This window comes from Coralliovum pocilloporae (assembly GCF_030845175.1).
Classification (GTDB): domain Bacteria; phylum Pseudomonadota; class Alphaproteobacteria; order Rhizobiales; family Cohaesibacteraceae; genus Coralliovum; species Coralliovum pocilloporae.
On the sequence record NZ_CP132542.1, the window covers coordinates 3,208,517 to 3,234,705 of the forward strand.

The following is a 26,189-nucleotide window of genomic DNA, read 5'->3' on the forward strand; positions in this document are numbered from 1 at the left end:
TAACACAGTTCGGTTGACGGTTTTCTGAAGCCTCTTCACATACAAAAAAGGCGCGCCGTCTGGCGCGCCTTTCTGATGGTCTATCGGTTCGTGCTTTATGAGCAGCCGCTTGTTGAACCACAGGTGTCGCACTTCAGGCAGGTGCCGTTTCGCACCATGGTGAAGTTGCCGCACTCGGCGCAGTTCTCACCTTCATATCCCTTCATGCGGGCAAGGGTGATCTGCTCGGCCCTGTTCTGCTGGGCTACGGCCTCGGTTTTTTCCTCAACCTCGGTCACAGTCACTGTAACAGTCTGGGTCTGCTGCTCGGTTTCCACCTCCCGCTTGAAGGCGGTTACCGTATTGCCCACTGTTGCTGTGGTCTGCTCGGTGGTTGTGGTTCCGACCGGTTCCTGCGCGTCTACAACCCGGAACCGCTCGGTCCGGCCGCGTACGAGGCCCGTGGAAACGATATGAGTTGGCTGTTTGCCCTCATCCTTTCCGGCACCGACAGCGGTTGACCCTATATTTTCGGGGTCCACATGGGCGAGGTCGTGGCGGCTGAGATAGGAGACGGCCAGCTCGCGGAACACATAATCCAGGATGGAGGTGGCGTTCTTGATGGCCTCATTGCCCGTCACAAGACCCGCTGGCTCAAAGCGTGTGAACGTGAATGCATCCACATATTCCTCAAGCGGAACCCCGTACTGAAGACCAAGCGAGATCGCAATCGCGAAGTTGTTCATCAGAGACCGGAACGCAGCCCCTTCCTTGTGCATGTCGATGAAGATCTCACCAAGACGGCCATCGTGATATTCACCCGTCCGGAGATACACCTTGTGACCGCCAACAACAGCCTTCTGCGTATAGCCCTTGCGCCGGTGCGGCATCTTCTCACGATCCCCGAGCGGACGCTCAACGACCTTCTCGACAATCTTCTCAACAATCCGCTCAGCCGCAACGGCAGCACGTGCCTGTGCCGGCTTGTCAGCCTGAAGCTGATCCAGAACCTCGTCCTGCTCATCCTCATCATCAGACAAAAGCTGGGCATTCAGAGGCTGGGACAGTTTCGAGCCATCCCGGTACAGGGCATTGGCCTTCAGACCAAGCTTCCACGACAGCATGTAGGACGCCTTGCAATCCTCAATCGTCGCATCATTCGGCATGTTGATCGTCTTCGAGATCGCACCGGAGATGAACGGCTGGGCCGCAGCCATCATCTGGATGTGGCTCGCGACAGACAGGAACCGCTTGCCCAGACGACCGCACGGATTGGCGCAGTCAAACACCGGCAGATGCTCATCCTTCAGATGCGGCGCACCCTCAAGGGTCATTGCGCCACACACATGGATGTTGGCCACTTCGATCTCGTCTTTCGAGAAGCCGAGCGCCTTCAGCATGTCGAAGTCGGGATCATTCAGCTGCTCGCTGTCAAAGCCCAGCACATCGGTGCAGAAGGCGTCACCAAGAGAGAAGCGGTTGAAGGCGAACTTGATGTCGAACGCGCTGGTCAGCCCGTCTTCCACCGCCTTCAGAGCCTCATCGGTGAAGCCTTTGGCCTTCAGCGCCTCATGGCTGAGGGCATTGCAGCTCTTCAGCGTGCCGCGGCCCACCGCATAAGAGACGATGTCCTCGATCTCCTCAGCCGTGTAGCCAAGGGTTCTGAGGGCTTCCGGCACCGCCCGGTTGATAATCTTGAAGTAGCCGCCACCGGCCAGCTTCTTAAACTTCACCAGCGCAAAGTCCGGCTCGATCCCCGTGGTATCACAGTCCATCACCAGACCGATTGTGCCGGTGGGGGCAATAACCGTGGCCTGGGCGTTGCGATAGCCGTGCTCCTCGCCAAGCTCCAGCGCCTTGTCCCAGGCAGCCCGGGCATGCTCCACCAGCGCCTGATCCGGGCAGTTGGCCGCATCCAGAACCACCGGATTGGTATTCAGAGCCTCATAGCCCCCGGTCTCCCCGTGAGCGGCCCGGCGGTGGTTGCGGATCACTCGCAGCATGCTGTCCGCATTGCGCTCGTAATCCGGGAACGGACCAAGCTCACCCGCCATCTCAGCTGATGTCGCATAGGACACACCCGTCATAACAGCCGTCAAAGCACCACACAACGCACGACCAGCATCTGAATCATAGCTGATGCCTGACGTCATCAGGAGACCGCCAATATTGGCGTAACCGAGGCCAAGTGTGCGGTACTGATAGGAGCGCTCGGCAATGGCGCGAGACGGGAACTGGGCCATCATCACAGAGATTTCGAGAACGATGGTCCAGAGGCGAACGGAATGTTCGTAAGCCTCAATGTCGAAGCTGCCGTCTTTCTTGCGGAACTGAAGCAGGTTCAGAGAGGCAAGGTTACAGGCCGTATCGTCCAGGAACATGTATTCCGAGCATGGGTTGGACGCCCGGATCTCACCTGCTGTCTGGCAGGTATGCCAGTCATTGATGGTGGTGTGATACTGGATGCCCGGATCGGCACAGGCCCAGGCCGCATGGCCAACGGAGTCCCACAATTCCTTCGCGTTCAGCGTCTTGGCCACCTTGCCGGTGGTCCGCTGAACCAGATCCCAGTTGCCGCCATTCTCGACAGCCCGGAGGAAGTCATCGGTAACGCGGATGGAGTTGTTTGAGTTCTGGCCGGAAACCGTCAGATAAGCTTCAGAATCCCAGTCCGTATTATAGGCGTCGAACTGGATATCCTTATAGCCCTGACGTGCGAACTGGATGACCCGGCTGATATAGTTTTCCGGAACATGCAGGCGCCGTGCAGCCTTGATTTCCCGCTTCAGGGCAGGGTTTTTCTGCGGGTCAAAGCAATCGTCGCCAGACCCTGTGCAGTTGACACAGGCTTTCATGATGGCCTGCAGGTGCTTCTGACAGACCTTGGAACCGGTGACCAGGGCGGCAACCTTCTGCTCTTCCTTGACCTTCCAGTTGATGTAGTCCTCGATATCCGGATGGTCCACATCGACGACCACCATCTTGGCAGCGCGACGGGTGGTGCCGCCGGACTTGATCGCGCCCGCTGCACGGTCGCCGATCTTGAGGAAGGACATCAGACCGGATGAACGTCCGCCGCCGGACAGGCTTTCACCTTCAGAGCGCAGGCGGGAGAAGTTGGCACCGGTGCCCGAGCCATATTTGAACAGACGCGCTTCACGCACCCAGAGGTCCATGATGCCGCCGTCATTGACCAGATCGTCATCAACGGTCTGGATGAAGCAGGCATGCGGCTGCGGGTGCTCATAGGAGCTTGTAGAGCGGGTCAGCTCACCGGAGAACGGATCGACGTAATAGTGACCCTGGCCCGGTCCATCAATGCCATAAGCCCAGTGCAGGCCGGTGTTGAACCACTGCGGTGAGTTCGGAGCAACCCGCTGTGTCGCAAGCATATAGCAATGCTCATCAAAGAAAGCGCGGGCGTCAGCTTCGCTGTCGAAATAGCCGCCTTTCCAGCCCCAGTAGGTCCAGGTTCCGGCCAGACGGTCAAAAACCTGGCGGGCATCCATTTCAGAGCTGTAACGCTCGTCTTCAGGCAGGTCCGCCAAAGCCTCTTCGTCGGCAACAGAACGCCACAGCCAGGACGGAACACTGTTCTCCTCAACCTTCTTCAGGCGCGCCGGAACACCGGCTTTGCGGAAATATTTCTGGGCAAGAATGTCACTTGCGACCTGTGACCAGGCTTTTGGAACCTGAATATCTGCAAGCCGGAAAACAACGGATCCATCCGGATTCCGGATCTCGCTGGTCGCTGTGCGGAATTCAAGTTCCGCGTAAGGTGACTGTCCGTCTTGCGTGAAGCGCCGCTCTATGCGCATGGCCTCGGAATCCTCTTCTCACCATCCGACATGCCCCCCTGTATGAGCAGTGGCCGGAAATTGCCTCAATTCTACCCCTGTCCGGTCATCCAGACATGCTGAACGACCAGTTAGCCCTTTGGGGCCACTATGATCTGCTGTGTTTGCCGCCGCTTGTGATGCTGAATGCTAAATCCAAACATTTAGTATACGTCGCAAATCATAGCACTACATATAGTGTTCTGTCTATCGATTGCCACCACAAAACGCCGTAAAAAGAGCGCAGAAAACCAACCCCGCAAGCGGTGTCTTTTTGCGGTTTCTGTCACTCATAATACTTGGTTTGAAAGGGCGCGGGGGTCACCCGCAATGCCGAACTCAGAACACCCCAAAATTAGTCTGAATCGTTTTCTCCGGTCAAGGGCTAGTAGGTTTAATCGATGAGATGGCTAAATCTAGTATGTGGTCTGTGGATTTCGGGGAGAAGCAAAAGACCGTAGAAAAACCAAGGGCTTGCCGGATAGGCGCCTGTTTATGTCAAATTTTAGAAAATTTGCATGCTTGCTTTTCAATCGATCTTAAAACGGGGCTGATACAAGGAAAATGCAAGGTTCAGGACGGGCTTAGCGGCGTAAGGCGTCAAAGATAAAAAAAAGATCGGGTTTGTGGACAATGATTAAGCATGCAGCATACGGACATGCACCATCAGAACTTGATGTTGTGATGATCGATTCATCAAAACAGATGCAGACGCTGATGCGATCGATGCTGTCATCCGCAGGAGTCCGCCGAATTCGGGTCTTTGACAACGCCGATGTCGCGCTGGAAGCGATGCTGAGCGAGCCGCCCACAGTGATTCTCTCGGATTGGTATATGAAGCCCACATCCGGCTATCAGTTGTTGAAAGCGATTCGCCTGAAGCAGATGGAGCCACTGTGTTTCGTACCCGCCATTGTAATCTCCGACAGGGTCACACGACCGATGATCGAAAAGGCGCTTCGGGCCGGCGCACATCACTGTCTGGTAAAGCCGCTCTCGTCATCCACCCTGCACAGGTGCCTGACCTGGCTGGCCAATGATGATCGCGAGTTCATGCTCGAGGGGTCATCCTATGTGATCGGTGGTGTGCAGGACCTCCTGGCTCAGCAGAGACTGCGGCAGGAAGGTCTCGTGAATGCTCGGAAATATTATCAGACACTGACCCAGTCAGGCAGCGCTGTACAGAATACCGTTGATGAGATCCTCCATAGGAAAGAAGAGGAAGAGCGTCCTGTTGTGAATGCCGCGACCATCTATAAGCCGCGCTTTGCGGCGGTCAGCCGTCAGAGACGTTCAGGGTCTTAAATCCGGGCTTCAGATGCTCCGCTTCGGACGTGCAGCCTATCGTTCAATTCACCGACAGGACGTCTCCTAATCCATAGGGCGCTATGGACTTTCCGGCCATGGGGCTGCATAGTCGCGGCAGATTGGCGGTCGGTGATCTGACCTTATTCCTGTATGAGCGAACAACGTCCATGAAACAGCTGCTACTTCAGATTTTCACATGGTGGAATGGCCAGACCATGGGAACGCGCTTCTTCACCTGGCGCAAGGGCGAGTTTGTCGGCAAGGACGAGTTTGGTAATACCTATTACCGTGAGCGTAGCGGCAATCGCCGTTGGGTCATATATAATGGTGAAGCAGATGCCAGTGCCATTCCGGCAGGGTGGCATGGCTGGATGCATCACCGCACGGATATCTCTCCGGCGGATGAAACCTATACAGCGCGTGACTGGGAAACCGGGCATCAGCCCAATCCGACGGGAACAGCCAATGCCTATCGTCCGAAAGGCTCTATTCTGACCTCCGGCGGTGCAGCGTCCACGCCTGACTATGATGCCTGGTCTCCGGAAAACTGATCGGTTCCAGAGGAACACACTCTCATGACACAGCAGGTTTGGTCATCGGAAAGCTATGACCGGAATGCCCGGTTTGTATCCGAGCTTGGCGATGGTGTTGCGGAATGGCTTGCGCCCGTAGCCGGTGAGCGCATTCTGGATATCGGCTGTGGTGATGGCGCTCTGACCGAGGAACTGTCGAAAAGCGGTGCGACCCTTGTAGGCTTCGAACAGGCACCGGATTTTGCAGCATCAGCGCGAGCTCGCGGGCTGACGGTTCACGAAGGGGATGCACACAAGCTGCCATTTTCAGCCGAGTTTGATGCCGTTTTCTCCAACGCAGCCTTGCACTGGATGCTTGATCCGCAAGCTGTGGCAGATGGGATTGCAAAGGCCCTTAAGCCCGGTGGACGTTTCGTCGCCGAATTTGGCGGTCATGGCAATGTGGCGGCAATCGTCACTGCCATGCGGGCTGTATGCCGTTACAGGCAGGGCGATGAGGCGCTGGCCTGTCCCTGGTATTTCCCGAGCCCTGACGCTTACGCGCGTGTTCTTGAAAGGGCAGGGTTTGCCGTCAGACGCATTACGCTCATTCCAAGACCAACGCCGTTGCCCACGGGTATGGCGGCCTGGCTGAGCGTCTTTCGTCAACCGTTCTTTGATCAGTTCGGCGAAGGGCGGGAGGATGCTTTGGCTGACGTGCTGTCCCTGCTGGAACCGAACCTCAAAGATGACGATGGACGCTGGACGGCAGATTATGTCCGGCTTCGGGTTGAGGCGCACAAGAAATAGCGTTATGAGCGACAGCAGGGTTCATATGGGAATCGTTTCAGGTGGCGGATCATAGTATTGCCGTGAATCAATCCTCATAAAGGGTCAGAATCAGCCGGGCTCACGCAAGAATTTGGACATGACAGTGTTGAAGAACCGCATTAACAGCCGATTGCGCATCCTGAATGTCATGATCATGATGATTGTGATAGCCGTGGGTATGGGGTTTCTGAACCCGGTACGGGGGATCAGTCCGGCCCATGCGGAGCCGATTGAAAATCCGGTAGCCGTCTTCAAGGGCCTCGACAAAATCACCGGACGGCTGATTACCTTTGATGTCTATATTGATGAAACCGTACAGTTCGGTGCCTTGCAGATCACGCCGCGTGTCTGCTACTCGCGTCCACCGACAGAACCGTCAAAGATTTCATCTTTCATTGAGGTGGACGAGCTGACGCTCAACAATAAGATCCGCCGGATCTTTTCCGGCTGGATGTTCGCATCAAGCCCAGGTCTCAACGCTGTAGAGCATCCGGTTTATGATGTCTGGCTGGCCAATTGCAAGATGCAGTCAGACGTCGCACCGCCCAGCGAGTGAAAATCGGCAGGTTTGAGAAGAGCCGTTTCCAGCAGAACCTGATATTGGTCCTTCGGGATGGATATTGCGCCGAATTTCTCAAGATGGTCGGTGGTAAACTGGGTGTCGAGCAGCTGGTATCCACCTTTGTTCAGCCGTGCAACCAGATGGACAAGCGCCACTTTTGAGGCATCCGGGACGCGTGAGAACATGCTTTCTCCGAAGAATGCCGCACCCAGGCTGACGCCATAGAGACCTCCCACCAGCCGGTCATCCTGCCAGCACTCGACTGAGTGACAATGCCCCATGTCGAACAGGTCACCATAGAGTGACAGAATGCGCTGATTGATCCAGGTTTCCTGACGCCCGGGTGCAGGCTCCGCGCAAGCCTCCATGACTGCACGGAAAGCCGTATTGATGCGCACCTCAAACCGGCCCTGGCGGATGGTCTTCTTCAGGCTTTTGGGAATGTGAAAGCTGTCCAGAGGGATCAGACCGCGATTGTCCGGTTCAACCCAGAACAGGCCGGGATCATCGACACTTTCGGCCATTGGAAAGACACCGCATGCATAGGCTTTCAGCAAGACATGCGGTGTGACTTCAAAGACCACATCATCGTCACGTGCGCTCAAGATACCCTCTTGCCGGATCCGGGCTTCGAGACGGTTGACCGGTCGGAGTTAAAAGAAACCCCGACCGGTAAGGTTCATCAGTCCAGCTCAAGATATTTTTCGAGCCAGTGAATGTCATAGGCACCATTGGCGATATCCTGATGGTCAATCAGGTCACGGAACAATGGCAGGGTCGAGTTGACACCATCCACCACGAATTCATCCAGACAGCGACGCAGGCGCATCATACAGTCCACACGGCTTCTGCCATGAACGATCAGCTTGCCGATGAGGCTGTCATAATAGGGTGGGATCTTGTAGCCCTGATAAACACCTGAATCGACGCGAACGCCAAGACCGCCCGGTGTATGATAGTGGGTGATCGTGCCCGGTGATGGCATGAAGGTTCTGGGATCTTCCGCATTGATCCGGCATTCGATCGCATGGCCTTCAAACTGGATGTCTTCCTGCTTGACGGACAGCTCTCCACCGGCAGCAATCCGAAGCTGCTCATGCACCAGGTCAATCCCGGTGATAGCCTCTGTAACCGGGTGCTCCACCTGAAGACGGGTGTTCATTTCGATGAAATAGAACTCGCCATTCTCGTACAGGAATTCGATGGTTCCAGCGCCCGAGTAGCCCAGCTTGGCCATGGCATCGGCACAGACTTTGCCGATCTTCTCGCGTGCTTCCACATTCAGAGCAGGTGAGGGAGCCTCCTCCCAGACCTTCTGATGGCGACGCTGAAGGGAACAGTCACGCTCTCCAAGATGGATCGCATTGCCCTTGCCATCACCGAAAACCTGAACCTCGATATGACGCGGCTTGCCAAGATACTTTTCCATATACATGGCATCGTCGCCGAAAGCCGCCTTGGCTTCAGACTTGGCAGTTGACAGTGCTGTTGCCAGTACATCGGCATTTTCGGCCACTTTCATACCGCGACCGCCGCCGCCGGCAGCGGCCTTGATCAGGACAGGATAGCCGATCTCTTCGGCCACTTTGCGGGCCTCTTCAAGAGAACGTACGGCGCCATCTGAGCCGGGAACAACCGGAATGCCGAGGGATTCAGCTGTCTGCTTGGCCTGGATCTTGTCACCCATTACACGGATATGCTCGGATTTGGGCCCGATAAATCCGATATTGTGAGCTTCAAGAATTTCGGCAAAGCGCGCATTCTCGGACAGAAAACCGTAGCCCGGGTGAACCGCATCCGCATTGGTGATCTCGCAGGCAGCAAGGATCTGCGGAATATTCAGATAGCTTTCGCCAGCCGGGGGCGGGCCGATACAGACACTCTCATCTGCCAGGCGCACATGCATGGCATGCGCATCTGCTGTTGAATGCACAGCAACGGTCTCGATACCGAGTTCCTTACAGGCGCGAAGAATGCGCAGGGCAATCTCACCCCGGTTCGCAATCAGAACCTTGGAAAACATGCTGCCCTCTTTCTATTCGATGATGACCAAAGGCTCGTCGAACTCTACCGGATGACCGTTCTCAACCAGGATTTCGACCACTTTACCGGCACGTGGTGAAGGGATCTGGTTCATGGTCTTCATGGCTTCGACGATCAGCAGCGTCTGACCCTGTGCCACGGTATCACCAACCTCGATGAATGACTTCGCGCCCGGCTCCGGTGAACGGTAAGCCGTGCCAACCATAGGAGAGCGGACCGCATTGGTGAGGTCAGGGCCTGATCCGGAAGCTGCAGGAGCTGCGGCGGCTACAGGTGCTGCCTGAGGAGCAGCTGCAACGGGTGCTGCGACAGGCTGCGGGGTTGCGGCCACATGGCTGATTACCTGAGGTGCTGAGCGTGCAACACGAATTTTCAGATCATCCTGCTCAACTTCGATCTCGCTCAGATCCGTGTCGTTCAGGATGTTTGCAAGCGCCCGAACCAGTTCATGGTCGATATTTGTTTTCTTTGACATGTTGTTTTCTGTCATCTCAAATCAGTTGTCCGTTTTGGCCAGAATGGAGGCCAGCGCGTCCAGACCCAACTCATACCCGTGAGCTCCAAAACCACAGATCACCCCTGCCGCGACAGGAGAGATATAGGACTGGTGCCTGAAGGATTCTCGGGCGTGAATGTTTGAAAGATGAACTTCAATCACAGGGCAGGCCAGAGCCCGCACTGCATCATGAAGTGCAACGGATGTGTGTGTGTAGGCAGCAGGATTGATCACGACGCCTGAAGCATTGAGGCGCGCTTCCTGAATCCAGTCGACCAGTTCGCCTTCATGATTTGTCTGGCGAAAATCGATAGTCAGGCCCAGCGTTTCTGCCTTGGCGTTACATTTTTCCTGAATGGAAGACAAAGTCTCAGCGCCGTAAACGCCGGGCTCCCGTTCACCAAGAAGGTTGAGGTTGGGGCCATTCAGTACATAGACGTGTCGTGTCATGTCCTACCATCTGTTAGGGAAGCGGTACAATCAACCCATCCGGCACAAGGCCGAAATAAGCCAACCGTCGCATCAGGCGCTGACAGGGAATCACAATCCACCAGCGCAAGCCGCACCCGCTTAGGGTTCCTTATAGGCATTTAGGATGATAAGGGCAAAGAAAACATCGTTTTCCGACGTCAGAACTGTCGGAAAACGATGTGAAGCGTTAACAGGCGGACGTGCCTGGCTTTACGGGTCTCGGTTGATGGATACCGGAAGCCTACTGGCACTGAGTCGAACCGCACTCCCGATAGGATGCGATACGCTCTTTCAGATAATCATAGCCACGGGCACCGACGACCACTTCATCACCAACAACATAAGACGGGGTGCCGTTGATGCCGAGCGTGTTGGCAATGTTGTAGACTTCCTGAAGGGTAGCCCGAACATCATCATTATCCAGACTTGACTGAAGTGTCGGGATATCCAGGCCCATTTCGGCTGCAACAGCAACAGCACTGGAAAGGTTGGCCTGAACCTCGCTCTCGAGCATCTTGTTGTGGAATTCGAGATATTTCTCAGGTGCCATGCTGTTCACGGCAATGGCGACCCGGGCCGCTTCTAGCGAACCTTCACCCAGAACCGGGAATTCTTTCAGAACCACACGGAGGTTCTTGTCCTCATCCATCAGCCGATGCAGGTCACCGAGAGCCCGGCGACAGTAGTGGCAATTATAGTCGAAGAACTCCACCAGCGTTACATCACCCTGCGGATTGCCCAGAACAACCTGATACTGAGAATTGAAGATGGCGTCCTTGTTGGCGGCCAGGGCATCACGGCGCTGATTGGCCTCCTGCAGTTCACGCTCCCGCTCTAGAGCAATGAGAGCGTCGCGGATGATGCCCGGGTTTTCAAGAATGTAGTCCCGAACGATTTTTTCCACTTCCGATTTGTCCGTATCAGACAGTGAAGCTGCGGACGCAGGCAGGACGAGAGTGGAAAGCACAAGGCCAGCCGCAAAAAACAGGCGAGAGAAGAAAGCCATAAGAGAGAATCCCGATCAGAATTTTGGCGGAGTATAGGAGATGATATCGTCTGCGCGAAGCCATGCCGGGCTGCCACGCTTCAAATTTCGTTGAGCACGTTTGGCATGGACCTTGGCCTGACGCAGAGCACCTGACACAAAACGGGATTGTGCGGTCGCGAGTTCTGCCTGGGCGATCTTGCCTTGCCGGGCATAAGCCTGGGCCAGAAAGCGGTAGCCGAGCGCGGAATTTGGCTCCCGGGTCAGACCCGCATTCAGGTTGCGGATAGCCTCGGGAAGAAGGTTGTTGCGATCCGATGCCACCATGGCCTGACCGAGATAGAGCTGCAGAAGACCGCTTTGGGGTGCCAGAGACACGGCCTTGCGCAACGGTTTGACAGCCTGCCGTGGATTGCCACTCTCAAGATAAGCCTGACCTTTCAGTTCCCAGAAGAAAGGATTACGCGGCTCTGTCTTGATCAGTCCGTCAATCAGAGAAATAGCGCGCTTGGGTTTGCCGAACCTGTGGGCAATAATCGCGCGTGCATATCGCGCAGCCAGTGATTTGTCTGACCGTGGATAACTCCGGTCAACCCGCTTCGGATGCTGTGTGAAGGCAAGAAGCTTGGCGCGCATCAATTCGTGACGGTGGAGAAAGTCGTTGGAATCTTTCTTGTCCACATAACGGGACCGTACCACAAGGCGCTCCAGTTGGCGGATGCGATCATTGGGCAGTGGATGGCTCAGCAGATAGGGGTCCGTGAACCGCGTGCGGAAAATGGCCTGATCTGCAAAGCGGCGGAAGACAGTCAGCATGCCGCGGCTGGACTGACGGGTTCTCTCCATATAAGTGAATCCGGCCCGGTCGGCGGCCAGTTCTTCTCCGCGTGCATATTCAAGGAAGCTTCGCTGGGCGATTGACTGACTGCCACTCAGAACAGCAGCGCCGGCCTGAGTGCCACTATTTCGATTTGATGCGGCCCCCGCTGCGAGTGCACCTGCACCGAGCAAGGCGCCGATAACGGCCAGTGTCTGGGCCTGTGCCAGGGCTTCCCTGCGGCGGGCCAGATGTCCGCCAGCCAGATGCCCGGTTTCATGAGCAAGAACGCCAATAATTTCGTTCGGTGTCTTGGACTGCAGAAGAGCACCGGTATTCACAAAGATACGCCGACCATCTGCGACAAAGGCATTGAAGCTGTTATCACCAACCAGAACAATCTCGATATTCCGCGCACCGATCCCGGCAGCATTCAGAATAGGGGCGACGTAATCCCGGACGAGCTGCTCGGTTTCCGCGTCGCGCACCACGCGTATCCGTCTGCCCTGGGCATCTGCTGCCTGGGGCATGGAGGTGGCCAGAATGACAGCCGAAAGCCCCATGGCAAAGCCGGAGCGGGCTGCCTTCATCAGTCGCTGCGACAGAAATGCTCTTGACCGCTCTTTAAAAGCGGTCAATCTGCGGGACTTCATGGAGCCTGATGCGTGCACGACAGCCATCCTTTCATTGAATGCTGACAAGGTAGGTGCGGGATTGGGGCCGGTCAATGTCAGATGCCGATATCTTCGCGCGAAAATGGTAACAATGTGGCGGCGGTCCTGCGCTGCTGAGGTAATAGCCGAAAGGATCCTAACTTATGCCGATCAAGCCTTCCCTGCGCAGTGCCGTTGAACCGTTTCTGGCCATGGATGTGCTGCAGCGTGCAGGACAGCTGGAACGGGCAGGGCGGTCCATCCTGCATATGGAAGTGGGCCAGCCGGGAGCGCCTGTGCCGCAGCCTGTGCGGGACGCTGCCGCAGCTGCGTTAAGAGATGGCCGTATCGGCTATACGGAAGCGCTGGGCATTCGTCCGTTGAGGGAGCGCATCAGTCGGTATTATCAGGACCGGTTCGGGGTATCTGTATCTCCGGATCGCATTGCCATTACCACAGGCTCGTCAGGCGGGTTCAATCTGGCTTTTCTGGCCGCCCTTAATCCGGGAGACAGGGTTGTGATGCCGACACCGGCCTATCCGGCCTACCGAAATGTACTGAATGCGCTTGGTCTGGTGCCGGTGGAAGTGCCGGTTACAGAAGACACCCGCTGGGCGCTGACGCCCGATCAGCTTCTGGCTCTGCACGACGAGGAACCGGTGCATGCTGTCCTGATAGCGAGCCCGGCCAATCCGAGTGGAACCGTAATGCAATCCGCTGATTTTCAGTTCCTGATCGATGCCTGTTCAGAGAATAATATTCTTTTCATTTCAGATGAAATATATCATGGACTGGTATTTGAAGGGGCTGAGGAAACCGCTCTTGGTCATTCTGATGATGCCCTGATCATCAACAGCTTCTCGAAATATTACTGTATGACCGGCTGGCGCATTGGCTGGATGGTTCTGCCAGAGGTGCTGGTGCGCCCGGTGGAACGGATTGCCCAGAGCCTTTATATCTCCGCGCCGGAACTCTCTCAGAGGGCGGCAATCGCCGCCTTCGATGCCACGGATGAGCTGGAACAGATCAAAGACGGATATCGGCGCAACAGGGCAAGGCTTCTCGATGCCTTCCCGAAGATCGGTATTCCGGATTTTCTTCCCGTTGATGGGGCTTTCTATCTCTATGCGAATGTGGGACATCTGACAGACGATTCCGCCCGATTGTCAGCCGCCTTGCTCGAAGACATCGGCCTTGCGGTGACGCCTGGTGCCGATTTTGACCAGGAGCGCGGTGCCCGCTATCTTCGCTTTTCATTTGCAGGAACAGAAGCAGCTGTCGAGGAAGCCATAGAGCGTCTGGGCGGATGGCTGTCAGCCAAGCGGAATGCGTAAACCGTCTCTGCCGACAAACAGTGGACCATCCCAGTGTGGCTTAATGGCGTCTAACCAGTCCGCTTCTCCATAGTCAGCATCATCTGCGGGTATCAGATGATGCAGTGCCAGGGCTCTTACTCCGGCTTCTGTTGCGATGCGTCCTGCATCTTCCACAGGCGTGTGAGAGCGGAGCAGGTGACGCATCAGGCGACCGTCCGTGTTGCCAACCCGCTTGACCAGCGCATCCAGTGCCGGGGACAGCATGGCCTCGTGGATGAGGAGATCGCAACCGCGCGCGAATGGAGCCAGTGGCGGGAAATAAGCGGTATCACCGGAGAAAACCACATGACGAGCAGCCCATTTGAAGGAAAGAGCAAATGTATCAATCAACGGCGGATGTTCGTTGCGCAGGGCTGAAACTGTCAGCCCATGCTCTTGAAGCACCTGTCCATCATCCAGAACATGAATGTTGACAAGAGTAGCGAGGTCCGGACGGCCTTCATCCTCGATCCGCAAGTCAATGTCCGCCTTCATGGATTGGAGAAACCCGAGCCAGTAGTCTTCAAGTCCTTCAGGGCCATAGATATCAACGGGTGTTTTTAACCCCGCCGTCCATGCCGTATGCAGCAGCGGTCCAAGATCAAGATAATGATCGGAATGAAGATGGGTGATGAAAATCAGCCCCAGATCCTCAAGCTCCACCCCTTGATCAATAAGTCCGCGGGTCACGCCAAGTCCACAATCCACCACCACGGGGCGTCCCTCTGCCATCAGCAGGTTTGCGGTCGGACTGGATGATCCGGGTCGAATAGCCGGTCCACCCTTGGTGCCAAGCAGTGCGACAAAGTTCTGAGCTATGGAGGAGGAATAAGGCATGGAATAAATCCCGCTGCAATCAACGTTGTTTCAGGAGTGTGGAACCTGTGGCAGGCAATGCCGGGTAATCAATATTATTTACTTGATTATCCCGTCGCAGACCAAAAACAGTCTCTGTCGGGGCAGGTATTTACTAGGAGACGCCTTCCAACCAGGTGAAGAACGGCATGCTATGAGAAACGACTATCTTCGATAGCTGATCTCAGATTGCGGTATACACATTTCATTTACCATATACGTCTTACTATTACACCACAATACAATAAATATAAGTTTGGATTATGGTTATGCTAATTCGTACTAAGCTCCTCGGAATAAATGTCGCGATCGCCTGCATTGTGTTGTTGCTTGCAGGGCAGATCATGTTCAAGGAATGGGGTAAGGTGTCGGAGCTGCAGAAGGCCTCGCAGGCTGTGCAGACTGTCGGCGCGCTGTCGAAAGCGACCATTGAGCTGTCTCTGGAGCGATCGCTTTCACAGGTGGCGCTTAACCTGGATGGCCCTGTGTCTGATCAGATCAGTGGCATGTTGCAGACGCAGCGGACACTATCGAAGAGTCTCTTTGCTGAAGCGCGACAGACATTACTCCAATCATCATTAATCACCAATCGGCAGGATCTGGCCCAGCGGCTGGACAAATATCTCGGGCAGATTGATACGTTGAGGCAAGAAGTTGACAAGGCTTTAGCCGGGCCAATTAGTCAACGACGTGCGGATCGTATTGTCGCAATGCCAGTGGAGATCAAGAAAATTGTCTCCAAATTTAATGCTCTTGCTTTTGATGTCCGCGCACTGATGAGTGAAGCATCGCCAGATATCGTCGCAACAGATAGTGTGGTGCAGCGAGCCTGGGCCATTCGAGAGTATGGTGGGCGTGAGCGTACATTATTTGCAATCGCAACTGCACGTCGAGATGCGCTGACACGTGACAATCTCATGTACATGAACGTCAATCATGGCCGTGCGGAGCAGGCTTTTGAAGGGATCACTTTCATCAAGGACAGTCCCCTAATTGCAGCAGATGTCCGGAAGGGAATAACTGTCCTCGAAAGGGAATATTTTGATGTTTACAACAAGTTGAGGGAAGAGTTGTTCCTCGCTTCGCAAACAGGTGATTACTCGATATCCTTTGCCCAGCTGTTTGAGCGGTCTGAATTTGCGCTCCAGAAGGCGATTTCCCTTTTCAATATCGGGCTGGAGGCCAATGCGCGATCCATTGATGCATCACTTCAGGCAGAGTGGACTGCTCTTGCAATAGAAGGCGCGGTAATGCTGGTTGCAATCGGGGTGATCGCGGGAGCGATCTTTGTCTCGATGGGCGGTGTTATCCGGCCTCTCAAAAAGCTGACCCATTCCATGGAAGAGCTGGCCGACGGAAATACTGAAATCGTCATAGAGGGTACAGACCGGCGCGATGAAGTAGGAGCAATGGCAACGGCGCTTGGTGTCTTCCTGAAAAATGCCGTGGAACGCCAGCAACTTGAAGAGAGGCAGGCTTCTGAACAGGAACACAAAGAAGCACGCCAGCGGACTATCGAGGCGGCCATTCAGGAATTTGAAAACTCAGCAAGCCTTGCAATCAAACAGGTCTACGGTGCTGCAGAAGAGATGCGTCATTCAGCAGATTCCCTGACGAATGATGCGCAAACCGGGTTGCGCGAAGCAGAAACGGGCGTCAATGCAGCTTCCAATACATCAGCCAACGTCCAGAATGTCGCGACAGCGACTGAGGAGCTGTCTGCCTCTATCCAGGAAATCCAGACTCAGGCGAAGAATGCCGCCGACCTTTCCGAAGCGTCTGCGAATGAAGCTGAGAGTAGCAGCGATAAAATCCGGAGACTTTCCGAGGCTGCCCAAAAGATTGGTGATGTGGTCAACCTGATTGAAGATATTGCGGAGCAAACTAATCTTCTTGCTCTGAACGCCACGATTGAAGCCGCTCGCGCTGGTGAGGCCGGGAAAGGGTTTGCGGTTGTTGCATCTGAGGTAAAAGAACTGGCGTCGCAGACGGGCAAGGCAACGGAGCAGATCGGTCAGCAAATTGAGGCTGTCCAGACCGGAACTGGTGAAGCCGTCAATGCGATCAATGAAATCCTGTCATCGATCAACGAAGTCCACAGTACGGCAGCAGCAATTGCCAGTGCCGTCGAGCAACAGGGCAATGCCACCCAGGAGATTGCCGAGAGCGCCCAACGCGCTGCAGGTAGTTCGTCTGAGATGTCAGAGACGATGGCAACGGTCAACAGAACAGCAACCGGTACAAATCAGTCCTCGGAACAGGTCTTGAATTCCGCAAATGAACTGTCGGAACAGGCCAGCGTTCTGGGACAGAGCATTGATCAGTTTCTAAAGAATATCAGAGCGGCGTGATCTTCAAGATTAACCGCTCCTGCAATCTGCAAGGGGATGGCAGAATACTGGACTAAGTCTGCTTTAGATGTCATCCCCTGATTTATAAACCAGTAAGGCATACGGAACCCGCAGTGGGTTCTTTTTACTGTTCAGAGTGTGTTTTTATTCATATTGGTGGCGCGTAATTTATAATAGCTCCTTCATGCATAGCTGGATCCGGATTCTATGGCAGAGGATTTTGATCACTATTATCAGAAGGCGCTCGCTCCACTGGTCAAAAGCGCTGAGGATAAGGTTCTCCGCTTGAGAAAATCACGTGGTCTTCTGGCCCTGGTTTTAGCTGCACTTTGGACGGCTACCGCCAGTGCCGGGATACTGGCGCTGAGAGAGACGCAGCCGCTGGGCGTGCTGATCGGGCTCGGGGTTTTTGCCGGATTTGGCGCACTGATTATCTTTGGCGCAACACGCAAGAGCGCCAGTACGGACTATGAGCGTGAGTTTGCCGCTCAGATTGCCGGGCAGATGATCAAGCGAGCCTGTGGCGGTGTGTTCATTCAGGATCCTGCTCAGACTTTTATCGACTATCGAAGCGCTTCGGATCTGGGGTGCGTCCCATTGCCAGGGGCCGGCCTGCTGCACTACGGCATGCGCTGCGCGTTTGAGGGGAGCGCCGTTCGTCTGGCCAGTGCAAAGTTTTCCAGTCGTGGAAAGCATAGCCCGGATGACAGGATGTCCGGGCCGGACCACCACGAGGTTTATTTCGAAGGCCTGCTGGTTGAGGTGGATTTACCCCGAACCGCGCCTGAAATTATCATCCGAAGACAGGGTGACAGAATTGATCAGGCGTTGCGGCCGTCTTTGCCCGATGGGTTTGAGACCATTCCAAGCGGTAATCCGGGTTTTGATAGTCTCTACGAAGCTGCTACTCGCGACCGACAGGGGGCTACTGCATGGGTAACCAAAGAGTTTGCAAGGAAATTCATGGAACTGCACGCGCAGTTCAATATGGAACCGGGTGGTCTGTCAGCTGCCTTTCATGGAGGCGTGTTTTTCCTGTCGATCTATAGACGGGAACGCAACGGCGAGATCTCAACTGAGAATCTGCTTTCCCTGCTGAACCCGGCACCCGGTCGCAGGTTTTCTTATCAGGATCGTGCGACAGAAGCCTGGAGAGAGGTGCGGATTCCGCTTACTGTTGCCCAGGTTTTCAATCTGTAAAAATAAGGCCACACCCATCTGCGGCAGTTTTGCAATACAGGATAATCAAAGACCATGTCTGAAGACGATATCTTTCTGCTGGTTTTGCTGGCTGCTCCGGTCATCGCTGTGCTGGCAACACGTCGGGCAGGGCCGCTCTGGTATCGCCAGACGACCGTGGGGATTGCTGCTTTCTGGATTGCGACGGTTATTCTGATCCTGAGCATGGATGATCGGTGCAGTGGCTCGCTGATTTTCGGCTATCGTAGCTGCGGTCTGCTTGACGATGAGACAGCCCAGTTTATTTCTCTGAGTTCTGTTGGTCTGGCAGGCCTTCTGGGAACCTTATGGGTCCTGATGACCCTGGCCGTTGCAGGCCGGGCACTTTGGCGCGTTCTGACGCGCAGAGCTTGAAACATCAAGCACGACCATCATCGGTTCCTTACATGTCTTGTTCCATCACTATGCCATGCTGAGCTTGATCGGGACGACAGGGAGAGGGTGTTGTGGGGGGTAGAGAGTTGCCACACCCTCATTGTCATCCCGGCCCCCGAGCCGGGATCCAGCCGGAAAGAGATAGCTTACTCTGAACCTGTCGCCTCTGGTTCCCGGATCTGCGCTTTGCTTGTCCGGGATGACAGACTGTGGGTGGGATGGAGGCAAACAGAAGAAGGGCAGAGTGTTTGCTCTGCCCTTCGCTGTTGGTTGATGCACCAGAGATGCATTCTGTTTTTGCTGAGATGCGCTGTTTGTCGTCAACCCGCGCAATTCTCCTTAGAAAAACGACCGTCGCTGCCACCAGCCAGAACGTTTGGGGCCAGCTGGAGCCTCAGGCTCCTGGGGGGGGGCTTCCGGTTCCGGTGTTGCTGCCTTTGGCTCAGCCTCAGCCTCTGCCTTTGGCGCTCCATTGACTGGGGCGTCAGCGTCCTGCTCGGCTTCAGATACAGGATCAGCAGCAACTGGCGCAGCATCGGAAACAGCTTCCGCTTCCGCCTCAGTCTGCTCTGCCGCAGCGTCTACCGGAGCTTCTTCAGAAGATTTTTCGCCCTCTGCAGCATGCTCATCCGGGTTCCCAACGGTGCTTTCCGGTTCGTCTGAACTGGCTGCTGTGTCCGGCTCTGAGGAGCGAAATGTGGCATCGGAACTGTCTGCGCCCTCCGCTGCTCCATCAGCATCCGCTGAGGTGGTCTCGGCTGGGGCTGTTTCTTCAGAAGCAACTGTGTCGGTGCTTGTGTCTGCACCGGCATCCGTATTGGTACCGGAGTCAGATCCGTTCTCAGTCTCGCCATCTGCATCAGAGGCTGCAACTGAATCCTCGGAATCCTTCTTGCGATTGCGCCGTCCACCGCGTCGACCACGCCGCCGGGGTTTCTTGCCGCGATTGCCGTCTTCATCCTCATCATCGGATTTGGCGGACTGATCCTCAGTCGAAGCAGAGGCATCGCTGGATTCAGCGGATTCCTCGCCATCAGTTTCAGCATTCAGGGACTGCTCGGATTGATCACCGGACGAAGACTTCCTGCGCCGACGACGTCTGCGGCGCTTCTTGCCACCACCTTCGGACGCCTGTTTCTGTTCGTCGTCCTGGCTGTCATCCTGAGCAATGTCATCAATGAAGGTATCAGGCTGAACAACAGTTGCAGCTGGTGGCACGGGTTCTTCAAGCGGTGTGCCTTTTTCAAGGGCGCAATGATTGTTCCCGACACTGTCATCAGCAACGATATCAACAGTGAGGCCAAAGCGATCCTCAATCTCCATCAGATGACGACGCTTCTGATTGAGAATGTAAAGCGCAACAGCGGTTGGAGTTCTCACCACCATGTTGGCGGTGACACCACGGAGAAGAGTATCTTCGATTGTCCGCAGAACATGCAGAGCCACGGAAGAAGATGCACGGATATGGCCGTTGCCCTCACAATGCGGGCAGACTTCCGTGCTGCTTTCCAGAACGCCGGTGCGAATACGCTGGCGGGACATTTCCAGAAGGCCGAAATGAGAGATCCGGCCAACCTGAATGCGGGCCCGGTCTGATTTCAGGCATTCTTTGAGTTTGCGCTCAACCGCACGGTTATTGCGCTTCTCTTCCATATCGATGAAATCGATCACCACAAGACCGGCAAGATCGCGGAGGCGGAGCTGACGCGCAACTTCCTCAGCCGCTTCAAGATTGGTCTTCAGCGCCGTGTCTTCGATAGAATGTTCTTTTGTGGCCTTGCCGGAGTTCACGTCGATGGCAACCAGAGCTTCCGTCTGGTTGATGACCAGATAACCACCGGAGGGCAGGGTGACCTGTGGCGAGAACATCGCATCAAGCTGCGGCTCAACCCGGTATCGGGTGAAAATCGGCTGCTCATCCCGGTATGGCTGGACATTCTTGGCATGGCTCGGCATCAGCATGCGCATGAAGGACTTGGCTTCCTTGTAGCCTTCATCCCCGGCCACCAGAACTTCCGAGATATCCTTGTTATAGAGATCCCGGATGGAGCGCTTGATGAGGCTGCCTTCCTCATAGACAAGAAGAGGCGCCGTTGACTTGAGCGTCAGGTCGCGCACGGTCTCCCAGAGCCGCATCAGATACTCGAAATCGCGTTTGATTTCGGCTTTGGTACGCGCGGCACCGGCCGTCCGCAGAATAACGCCCATGCCTTCGACCACATCCAGCTCGGAGGCGATCTTCTTCAGGCGCTTGCGATCTGTCGGGTTGGTGATCTTGCGGGAAATGCCGCCGCCTCGGGCTGTGTTTGGCATCAGAACGGAATAGCGGCCGGCAAGAGACAGATAGGTTGTCAGCGCCGCACCCTTGTTGCCGCGCTCTTCCTTGACCACCTGCACCAGAAGGATCTGGCGGCGGCGGATGACTTCCTGAATCTTGTACTGCTTCGGCTTGCGGGACCGACGCTCCGGCACTTCTTCAAGTGCGTCCTCGGCACCGACCATCTCGACGTCATCGCCATCTGCATCGTCATCATCGTCAGATGACGCTTTTGCAGGCGTTGCATCCTGTTCGGCGGTGTCGTCCGTATCGTCGTTCTCGTCATCGCCGGACTCGTCATCGCCGGACTCGTCATCATCCATCAGCGCCTGACGGTCCGCCATGGGGATCTGGTAATAGTCCGGATGAATCTCGCTGAAGGCCAGGAAACCATGACGGTTTCCACCGTAATCGACGAAAGCAGCTTGTAGCGATGGTTCTACCCGGGTCACTTTCGCCAGGTAGATGTTGCCCCTCAGTTGCTTCTTGTTTTCCGCCTCAAAGTCGAATTCTTCAACTCTGTTGCCCCGTACGACGACGACCCGGGTCTCTTCCGGGTGGGCGGCGTCGATAAGCATCTTATTCGCCATAGAAAAAAGTCTCCGGGACGGTCGCAGCCCTCTGTTGCGGGGCGTCCCTCAGGAGCCCGGCGCGCGGCTGATAAACCGTCCGTGTTTGTCTGACTTACGTCATGATTTGATAAAAAACTCGTCGCGAGCGGCAGCATCGGCCCGGGCAGACTTGCTGCGGGCCGTTTCGGATGTCGTGTCAGACTATCCTGCTTGAAATCCACTCGACGAAACCTCTCTATTCGCTTTCGCGCGTGATCGGATCGGTGCTTTGAAGCTGTCCTGATCCGCCAATCACGGAAATCATCCTTGACCATGACCGCCAGTCTCTTTTGAAACCAAGACCTCAGCTGACCATGTTCAAACCTGTCTTAAGCCTTGCGCGTTACTCGAAGGTTTCCGGGACGCCTTTCTTGAAGGCATTGCCGCATTTACGCCGGACCGGTCGAATCGTCACAAATGCTCTTTTACAAGCTCTCTACTAATATGTGTCCAATTGCTGAAAAACAAGCAGATAAACCGGCTCAGGACACAAGACCGGAACAAAATGGCGTTTATGCCTTGATTTGACCGAAACGGACTGGCCATAAAGGACAGGAATGGTTCAAGCGGCAACCCGCACACGAGGCCTGATGTGCAATTGAGATCTTCTGTCTTCCAGTCATTGAAGGGATTGGTCTGCGTCTTTTTGATGGTCATGTCTGTAAGTGTGGCGGAGGCGCAGACTGCTGCGACCGGCGCGCGTATTGCCGGAGATGACAAACGGACGCGGTTTGTGGTCGACCTCACATCAGAAGTTCCAGCTCAGATAAAAACCCTGGCCAACCCGTATAGAGTGGTGGTTGATCTGCCACAGCTACGGTTCGCCATTCCAGTGGAAGAGAGCCGGGAGGGGCGCGGGTTGATCGGGTCGTTCCGGTTCGGCGCTTTTGTCCTCGGCAGTTCCCGTATCGTGCTGGACGTAAAAGCGCCGGTTCTTGTTGAGAAGTCCTTTGTCCTGCCACCAACCGAGAACCAGCCGGCACGGCTTGTACTCGATCTGGTGAAAACGGACCGGGAGACGTTCCTGAAATCTGTCAATGACCTACGGACTGTCTCTGTCGATGGTGAACCGGCACCTCTGACAAAAGCTGATCGTCTGGACACAGCGGATATCAAGCCGCGTACGGGCAAATACCTGATCGTTCTTGATCCGGGGCATGGCGGCATTGATACAGGTGCGGCCTCTTCAACAGGAGCCGTTGAGAAGACCGTGGTGCTCAGCTTCGCCAAGCTCCTGAAGGAAAAGCTGTCAGAATCGAAATATTTTGACGTGATGATGACCCGCGAATCCGATGTCTTTGTCTCTCTCAGCCAGCGGGTCAAATTCGCCCGGGATCATAAGGCCGATCTCTTTCTCTCGATCCACGCAGACAGTGTTTCGCAGAGTTACGTGAGGGGCGCATCCGTCTACAGACTGTCGGAACGGGCATCAGACGCCACGGCCCAGGAACTCGCCGATCAGGAGGCTCTGTCCGAGATTCTTGCGGGGATTGAGCTTGATGAAAGCACAGATGAAGTTGCGGACATTCTGATTGACCTTGCCCGCCGAGAAACACGGAATTTCTCTATCGCCTTCGCCCAGACACTGGTTGGAGAGCTGAAGACAACAGCGCGGCTAAACAAGAATCCGATTCGCTCAGCCGGATTCCGTGTCCTGCGCGCTCATGACATTCCGTCCGTTCTGCTGGAACTCGGCTATATGTCGAACAACAAAGACGCCAAACTGCTGGTCAGTAAAGGGTGGAAGGATCGCACCGCGGACGCTGTTCAGAATGCGATTACGTCCTTCTTTGGACCACGTTTGCTGAATGCAAACTGAGCAGATAGTCCATATGCTGCAAAGTATACAACAACGTGACAGCAAAAATGGCAGAATCGCCTTACAATTGCCGCCTTGTCGGTGAACGTGACCAATGAGTGGCTTGCAAGCTGCCCCTCTGCGTGACATAGAGCGCGACAAGCTGATCCTGCTAAGATTGCAGCAGGTTGACTAAACAGACTGACGGATGACCGCCGGGCGAGATCGGAGCCTGATTGAATAATGGGTGTTCTTAGACTTCTGGGTTTCTTTTTCACACTGGGTACGGTTCTGGCCATTGTTGGTGCCGGTGCCGTGGGAATTTTCCTCTACCAGTACACCAAGGATCTGCCCGACTACGAAGTGCTGCGCAATTATGAGCCGCCAGTCACCACCCGCGTGCACGCTGATGACGGGCAGCTGATCGCTGAATATGCCCACGAGCGTCGGCTTTATCTTCCGGCCCAGGCTATTCCCGAGCGCGTCAAACAGGCTTTCCTGTCAGCAGAAGACAAGAATTTCTATGAGCACCCGGGCATTGATGTCTTTGGTATCATGCGTGCGGTCGTGACCAACTTCCAGAATTTGGGAACAGGCCGCAGACTGGTCGGTGCGTCCACAATTACCCAGCAGGTGGCGAAGAACTTTCTTCTGACCAATGAACGCAGCTACGAGCGCAAGATCAAGGAAGCCATCCTGTCCATGCGCATTGAGCAGGCGTTTAACAAGGAACAGATTCTCGAACTCTATCTGAACGAGATTTTCCTTGGGGCCGGATCCTACGGGGTTGCGGGTGCCGCACTCAATTATTTCGACAAGTCCGTGCATGAACTGACCGTGGCTGAAGCGGCCTATCTGGGTGCTCTGCCCAAAGCTCCGTCAAACTATCATCCGTTCCGTCAGACAGAACGAGCCATAGAGCGGCGGAACTGGGTTATCGACCGGATGCTTGAAAACGGTCATATCTCCGTTGAAGAGGCAGATGCAGCCAAGGCAACTCAGCTGGGTGTAACATTGCGTGCGCGCGGTGCGCGGCTGTTTGCTTCTGAATATTTCGCCGAGGAAGTGCGCCGGACTCTGATCGACATGTATAGCGAGGATCGCCTCTACAAGGGCGGTCTGTCGGTCAGGACAACACTTGATCCCAATCTTCAGGTGATGGCGCGCCGTGCCCTGATTGACGGCCTGATTGCTTTTGACCGTCGCCGCGGCTGGCGCGGACCGGTTAAAACCGTTGCTGTGGAGACTGACTGGGCACAGGCGCTCAAGGATATCAAACGGCACTCTGATGTTCCGGAATGGAAAACGGCCATTGTCCTGAAAGTGGATGATGCCCAGGCAACCGTCGGTATCAGGCCGGAGACACTTGCATCTGGTGAGCTGTCTGATCAGAGGCCGCTTGGTGTTATCGGTCTTGCTGATCTGAAATGGGCCAAATGGGCCACGGGAGACCGCAAGGGCCGCGCTATCCGCCGCCCGGGAGATGTTCTCTCTGTGGGTGATATCATCTACGTTTCGGTGAAAGGTGGCGAAGCAGGTGCATCTGCGTTCGAGCTGCAGCAGATCCCGAAAATCTCCGGCGCTCTGGTTGCCATGGATCCTTATACCGGTCGCGTCAAGGCGATGGTGGGCGGCTTCTCTTTCGATCAGAGCCAGTTCAATCGCGCAACGCAGGCTTACAGACAGCCAGGATCGTCCTTCAAACCGTTTGTCTATGCGGCGGCACTCGACAATGGTTATTCGCCGTCAAGTGTTGTGATGGATGCCCCAATCGAGATCGAACAGGGTGGTCGTAACGATGTCTGGCGACCGCAGAACTATGGTGGCAAGTTCTATGGACCATCAACGCTGCGCCTCGGTATCGAACGGTCCCGTAACGTGATGACTGTGCGATTGGCCAAGGATATGGGCATGCCGCTTGTGGCGGAATATGCAAGGCGCTTCGGTATCTACGACAATATGCAGCCGGTTCTGTCCATGTCGCTGGGTGCTGGCGAGACCACTGTTCTGCGGATGACGACCGCTTACTCCATCCTGGCCAATGGTGGTCGTAAGGTGAAGGCGACCCTGATTGACCGTATTCAGGATCGTTACGGTCGTACCATCTATCGGCATGATGAACGCACATGTGATGCCTGCAGCACAGAAGGCTGGGCTGACCAGGCTGAGCCGGAGATTGTCGACGAGCGTGAGCAGATCCTTGATCCGATGACCGCCTATCAGATCACTTCCATGATGGAAGGTGTGGTGCTGCGTGGAACCGCTCCGGTCGTCAAGGAAGTTGGAAAGCCGATTGCAGGCAAGACAGGAACGACCAACGATGAGAAAGACGCCTGGTTCGTCGGCTTCTCTCCCGACATGGCTGTTGGTGTCTTTATTGGCTATGACCAGCCGCGCGCAATGGGACGTGGTTCAACGGGTGGGCAGCTTGCGGCTCCTATTTTCACCAAGTTCATGCAGGATGCGCTCAAGGAACAGCCTGCTGTACCATTTGCTGTGCCGGAAGGCCTGTCACTGATCCCGATCAACCGCCGTACGGGGCTTAAAGCGTCTCCGGGCGAAGGCGGTGTGATTATGGAAGCGTTCAAGCCTGGAACAACCCCGCCGGACTCCTATTCCGTCATAGGGTTCACTGACGAGATGGGCCGTCCGCTTGTGGTCGATCCGGAATCAGACAGAGCGCTCGGGTCCGGAACTGGCGGTTTGTACTAAAGCGTGTTGCGCCAAAGTGGGAACCGGTTTGGCGAAAACAACTCGCTTCAGCAAAATATGGAGCGTGTTGTGTGAAGTCCGCT

Annotated in this window: 19 protein-coding genes; 10 read left to right on the plus strand and 9 right to left on the minus strand. The window is 55.3% G+C overall.

The features are described 5' to 3' along the window. Positions 1-95: 95 nt before the first annotated feature. Positions 96-3,797 carry a vitamin B12-dependent ribonucleotide reductase gene (locus tag RA157_RS14555; protein WP_350333854.1) on the minus strand — a complete coding sequence of 1,234 codons (3,702 nt, stop codon included), beginning with the start codon at positions 3,795-3,797 and terminating at the stop codon, positions 96-98. Positions 3,798-4,448: 651 nt separating this feature from the next. Here RA157_RS14555 and RA157_RS14560 point away from each other — a divergent pair. From RA157_RS14560 to RA157_RS14575, 4 genes are all read left to right on the plus strand, one after another. Next, the gene (locus tag RA157_RS14560; RefSeq protein WP_350333855.1) at positions 4,449-5,120 is read left to right on the plus strand and encodes a response regulator; all 672 of its coding nucleotides are present in this window, start codon (positions 4,449-4,451) and stop codon (positions 5,118-5,120) included. Positions 5,121-5,290: 170 nt separating this feature from the next. Next, positions 5,291-5,674 carry an NADH:ubiquinone oxidoreductase subunit NDUFA12 gene (locus RA157_RS14565; RefSeq protein WP_350333856.1) on the plus strand — a complete coding sequence of 128 codons (384 nt, stop codon included), beginning with the start codon at positions 5,291-5,293 and terminating at the stop codon, positions 5,672-5,674. Between the two features lie 24 nt (positions 5,675-5,698). Then, a complete protein-coding gene (locus RA157_RS14570; protein WP_350333857.1) occupies positions 5,699-6,445 on the plus strand; it encodes a methyltransferase domain-containing protein in 747 nt (248 codons plus the stop codon). A gap of 175 nt (positions 6,446-6,620) precedes the next feature. Beyond that, the gene (locus RA157_RS14575; protein ID WP_434058507.1) at positions 6,621-7,022 is read left to right on the plus strand and encodes a DUF2155 domain-containing protein; all 402 of its coding nucleotides are present in this window, start codon (positions 6,621-6,623) and stop codon (positions 7,020-7,022) included. Here the strand turns inward: RA157_RS14575 and aat are convergent. From aat to RA157_RS14605, 6 genes are all read right to left on the minus strand, one after another. Continuing rightward, on the minus strand, positions 6,962-7,633 hold the full coding sequence (aat, locus tag RA157_RS14580; RefSeq protein ID WP_350333858.1) for a leucyl/phenylalanyl-tRNA--protein transferase: 672 nt from the start codon (positions 7,631-7,633) through the stop codon (positions 6,962-6,964). The two genes, RA157_RS14575 and aat, sit on opposite strands and share 61 nt — an antisense overlap. Positions 7,634-7,710: 77 nt before the next feature. Then, the gene (accC, locus tag RA157_RS14585; RefSeq protein WP_350333859.1) at positions 7,711-9,051 is read right to left on the minus strand and encodes an acetyl-CoA carboxylase biotin carboxylase subunit; all 1,341 of its coding nucleotides are present in this window, start codon (positions 9,049-9,051) and stop codon (positions 7,711-7,713) included. A 12-nt stretch (positions 9,052-9,063) separates the two neighbouring features. Continuing rightward, entirely contained in the window at positions 9,064-9,546 is a 483-nt protein-coding gene (gene accB, locus RA157_RS14590) for an acetyl-CoA carboxylase biotin carboxyl carrier protein (RefSeq protein ID WP_350333860.1), read from the minus strand. A 21-nt stretch (positions 9,547-9,567) separates the two neighbouring features. Then, complete coding sequence (aroQ, locus tag RA157_RS14595; protein ID WP_350333861.1) at positions 9,568-10,017, minus strand: type II 3-dehydroquinate dehydratase; 450 nt, start codon at positions 10,015-10,017, stop codon at positions 9,568-9,570. Positions 10,018-10,279: 262 nt separating this feature from the next. Beyond that, positions 10,280-11,044: a DsbA family protein gene (locus tag RA157_RS14600; protein ID WP_350333862.1), complete on the minus strand. Its 765-nt coding sequence runs from the start codon at positions 11,042-11,044 to the stop codon at positions 10,280-10,282. Between the two features lie 15 nt (positions 11,045-11,059). Then, positions 11,060-12,430 (minus strand): M48 family metalloprotease, encoded by a 1,371-nt coding sequence (locus RA157_RS14605; protein ID WP_350333863.1) that lies wholly within the window; start codon positions 12,428-12,430, stop codon positions 11,060-11,062. A gap of 227 nt (positions 12,431-12,657) precedes the next feature. Here RA157_RS14605 and RA157_RS14610 point away from each other — a divergent pair, with 227 nt between their 5' ends. Continuing rightward, positions 12,658-13,827 (plus strand): pyridoxal phosphate-dependent aminotransferase, encoded by a 1,170-nt coding sequence (locus RA157_RS14610; RefSeq protein WP_350333864.1) that lies wholly within the window; start codon positions 12,658-12,660, stop codon positions 13,825-13,827. On the opposite strand, the gene RA157_RS14615 is transcribed toward RA157_RS14610, so the two are convergent. Continuing rightward, positions 13,807-14,685, minus strand: a complete 879-nt coding sequence (locus RA157_RS14615; RefSeq protein WP_350333865.1) for an MBL fold metallo-hydrolase — start codon at positions 14,683-14,685, stop codon at positions 13,807-13,809. The genes RA157_RS14610 and RA157_RS14615 overlap by 21 nt on opposite strands. A gap of 287 nt (positions 14,686-14,972) precedes the next feature. On the opposite strand from RA157_RS14615, the gene RA157_RS14620 reads away from it, so the two are divergent. From RA157_RS14620 to RA157_RS14630, 3 genes are all read left to right on the plus strand, one after another. Continuing rightward, a complete protein-coding gene (locus tag RA157_RS14620; protein WP_350333866.1) occupies positions 14,973-17,054 on the plus strand; it encodes a methyl-accepting chemotaxis protein in 2,082 nt (693 codons plus the stop codon). Positions 17,055-17,261: 207 nt separating this feature from the next. Continuing rightward, positions 17,262-18,254, plus strand: a complete 993-nt coding sequence (locus tag RA157_RS14625) for a hypothetical protein (RefSeq protein WP_350333867.1) — start codon at positions 17,262-17,264, stop codon at positions 18,252-18,254. Positions 18,255-18,308: 54 nt separating this feature from the next. Beyond that, on the plus strand, positions 18,309-18,647 hold the full coding sequence (locus tag RA157_RS14630) for a hypothetical protein (protein ID WP_350333868.1): 339 nt from the start codon (positions 18,309-18,311) through the stop codon (positions 18,645-18,647). A 360-nt stretch (positions 18,648-19,007) separates the two neighbouring features. Here RA157_RS14630 and RA157_RS14635 read toward each other — a convergent pair whose 3' ends face one another. Further along, positions 19,008-21,575, minus strand: a complete 2,568-nt coding sequence (locus tag RA157_RS14635) for an Rne/Rng family ribonuclease (protein ID WP_350333869.1) — start codon at positions 21,573-21,575, stop codon at positions 19,008-19,010. A 676-nt stretch (positions 21,576-22,251) separates the two neighbouring features. Here RA157_RS14635 and RA157_RS14640 point away from each other — a divergent pair. Then, the gene (locus RA157_RS14640; protein ID WP_350333870.1) at positions 22,252-23,415 is read left to right on the plus strand and encodes an N-acetylmuramoyl-L-alanine amidase; all 1,164 of its coding nucleotides are present in this window, start codon (positions 22,252-22,254) and stop codon (positions 23,413-23,415) included. Between the two features lie 222 nt (positions 23,416-23,637). Continuing rightward, on the plus strand, positions 23,638-26,106 hold the full coding sequence (locus RA157_RS14645) for a penicillin-binding protein 1A (protein WP_350333871.1): 2,469 nt from the start codon (positions 23,638-23,640) through the stop codon (positions 26,104-26,106). Positions 26,107-26,189 lie beyond the last annotated feature (83 nt).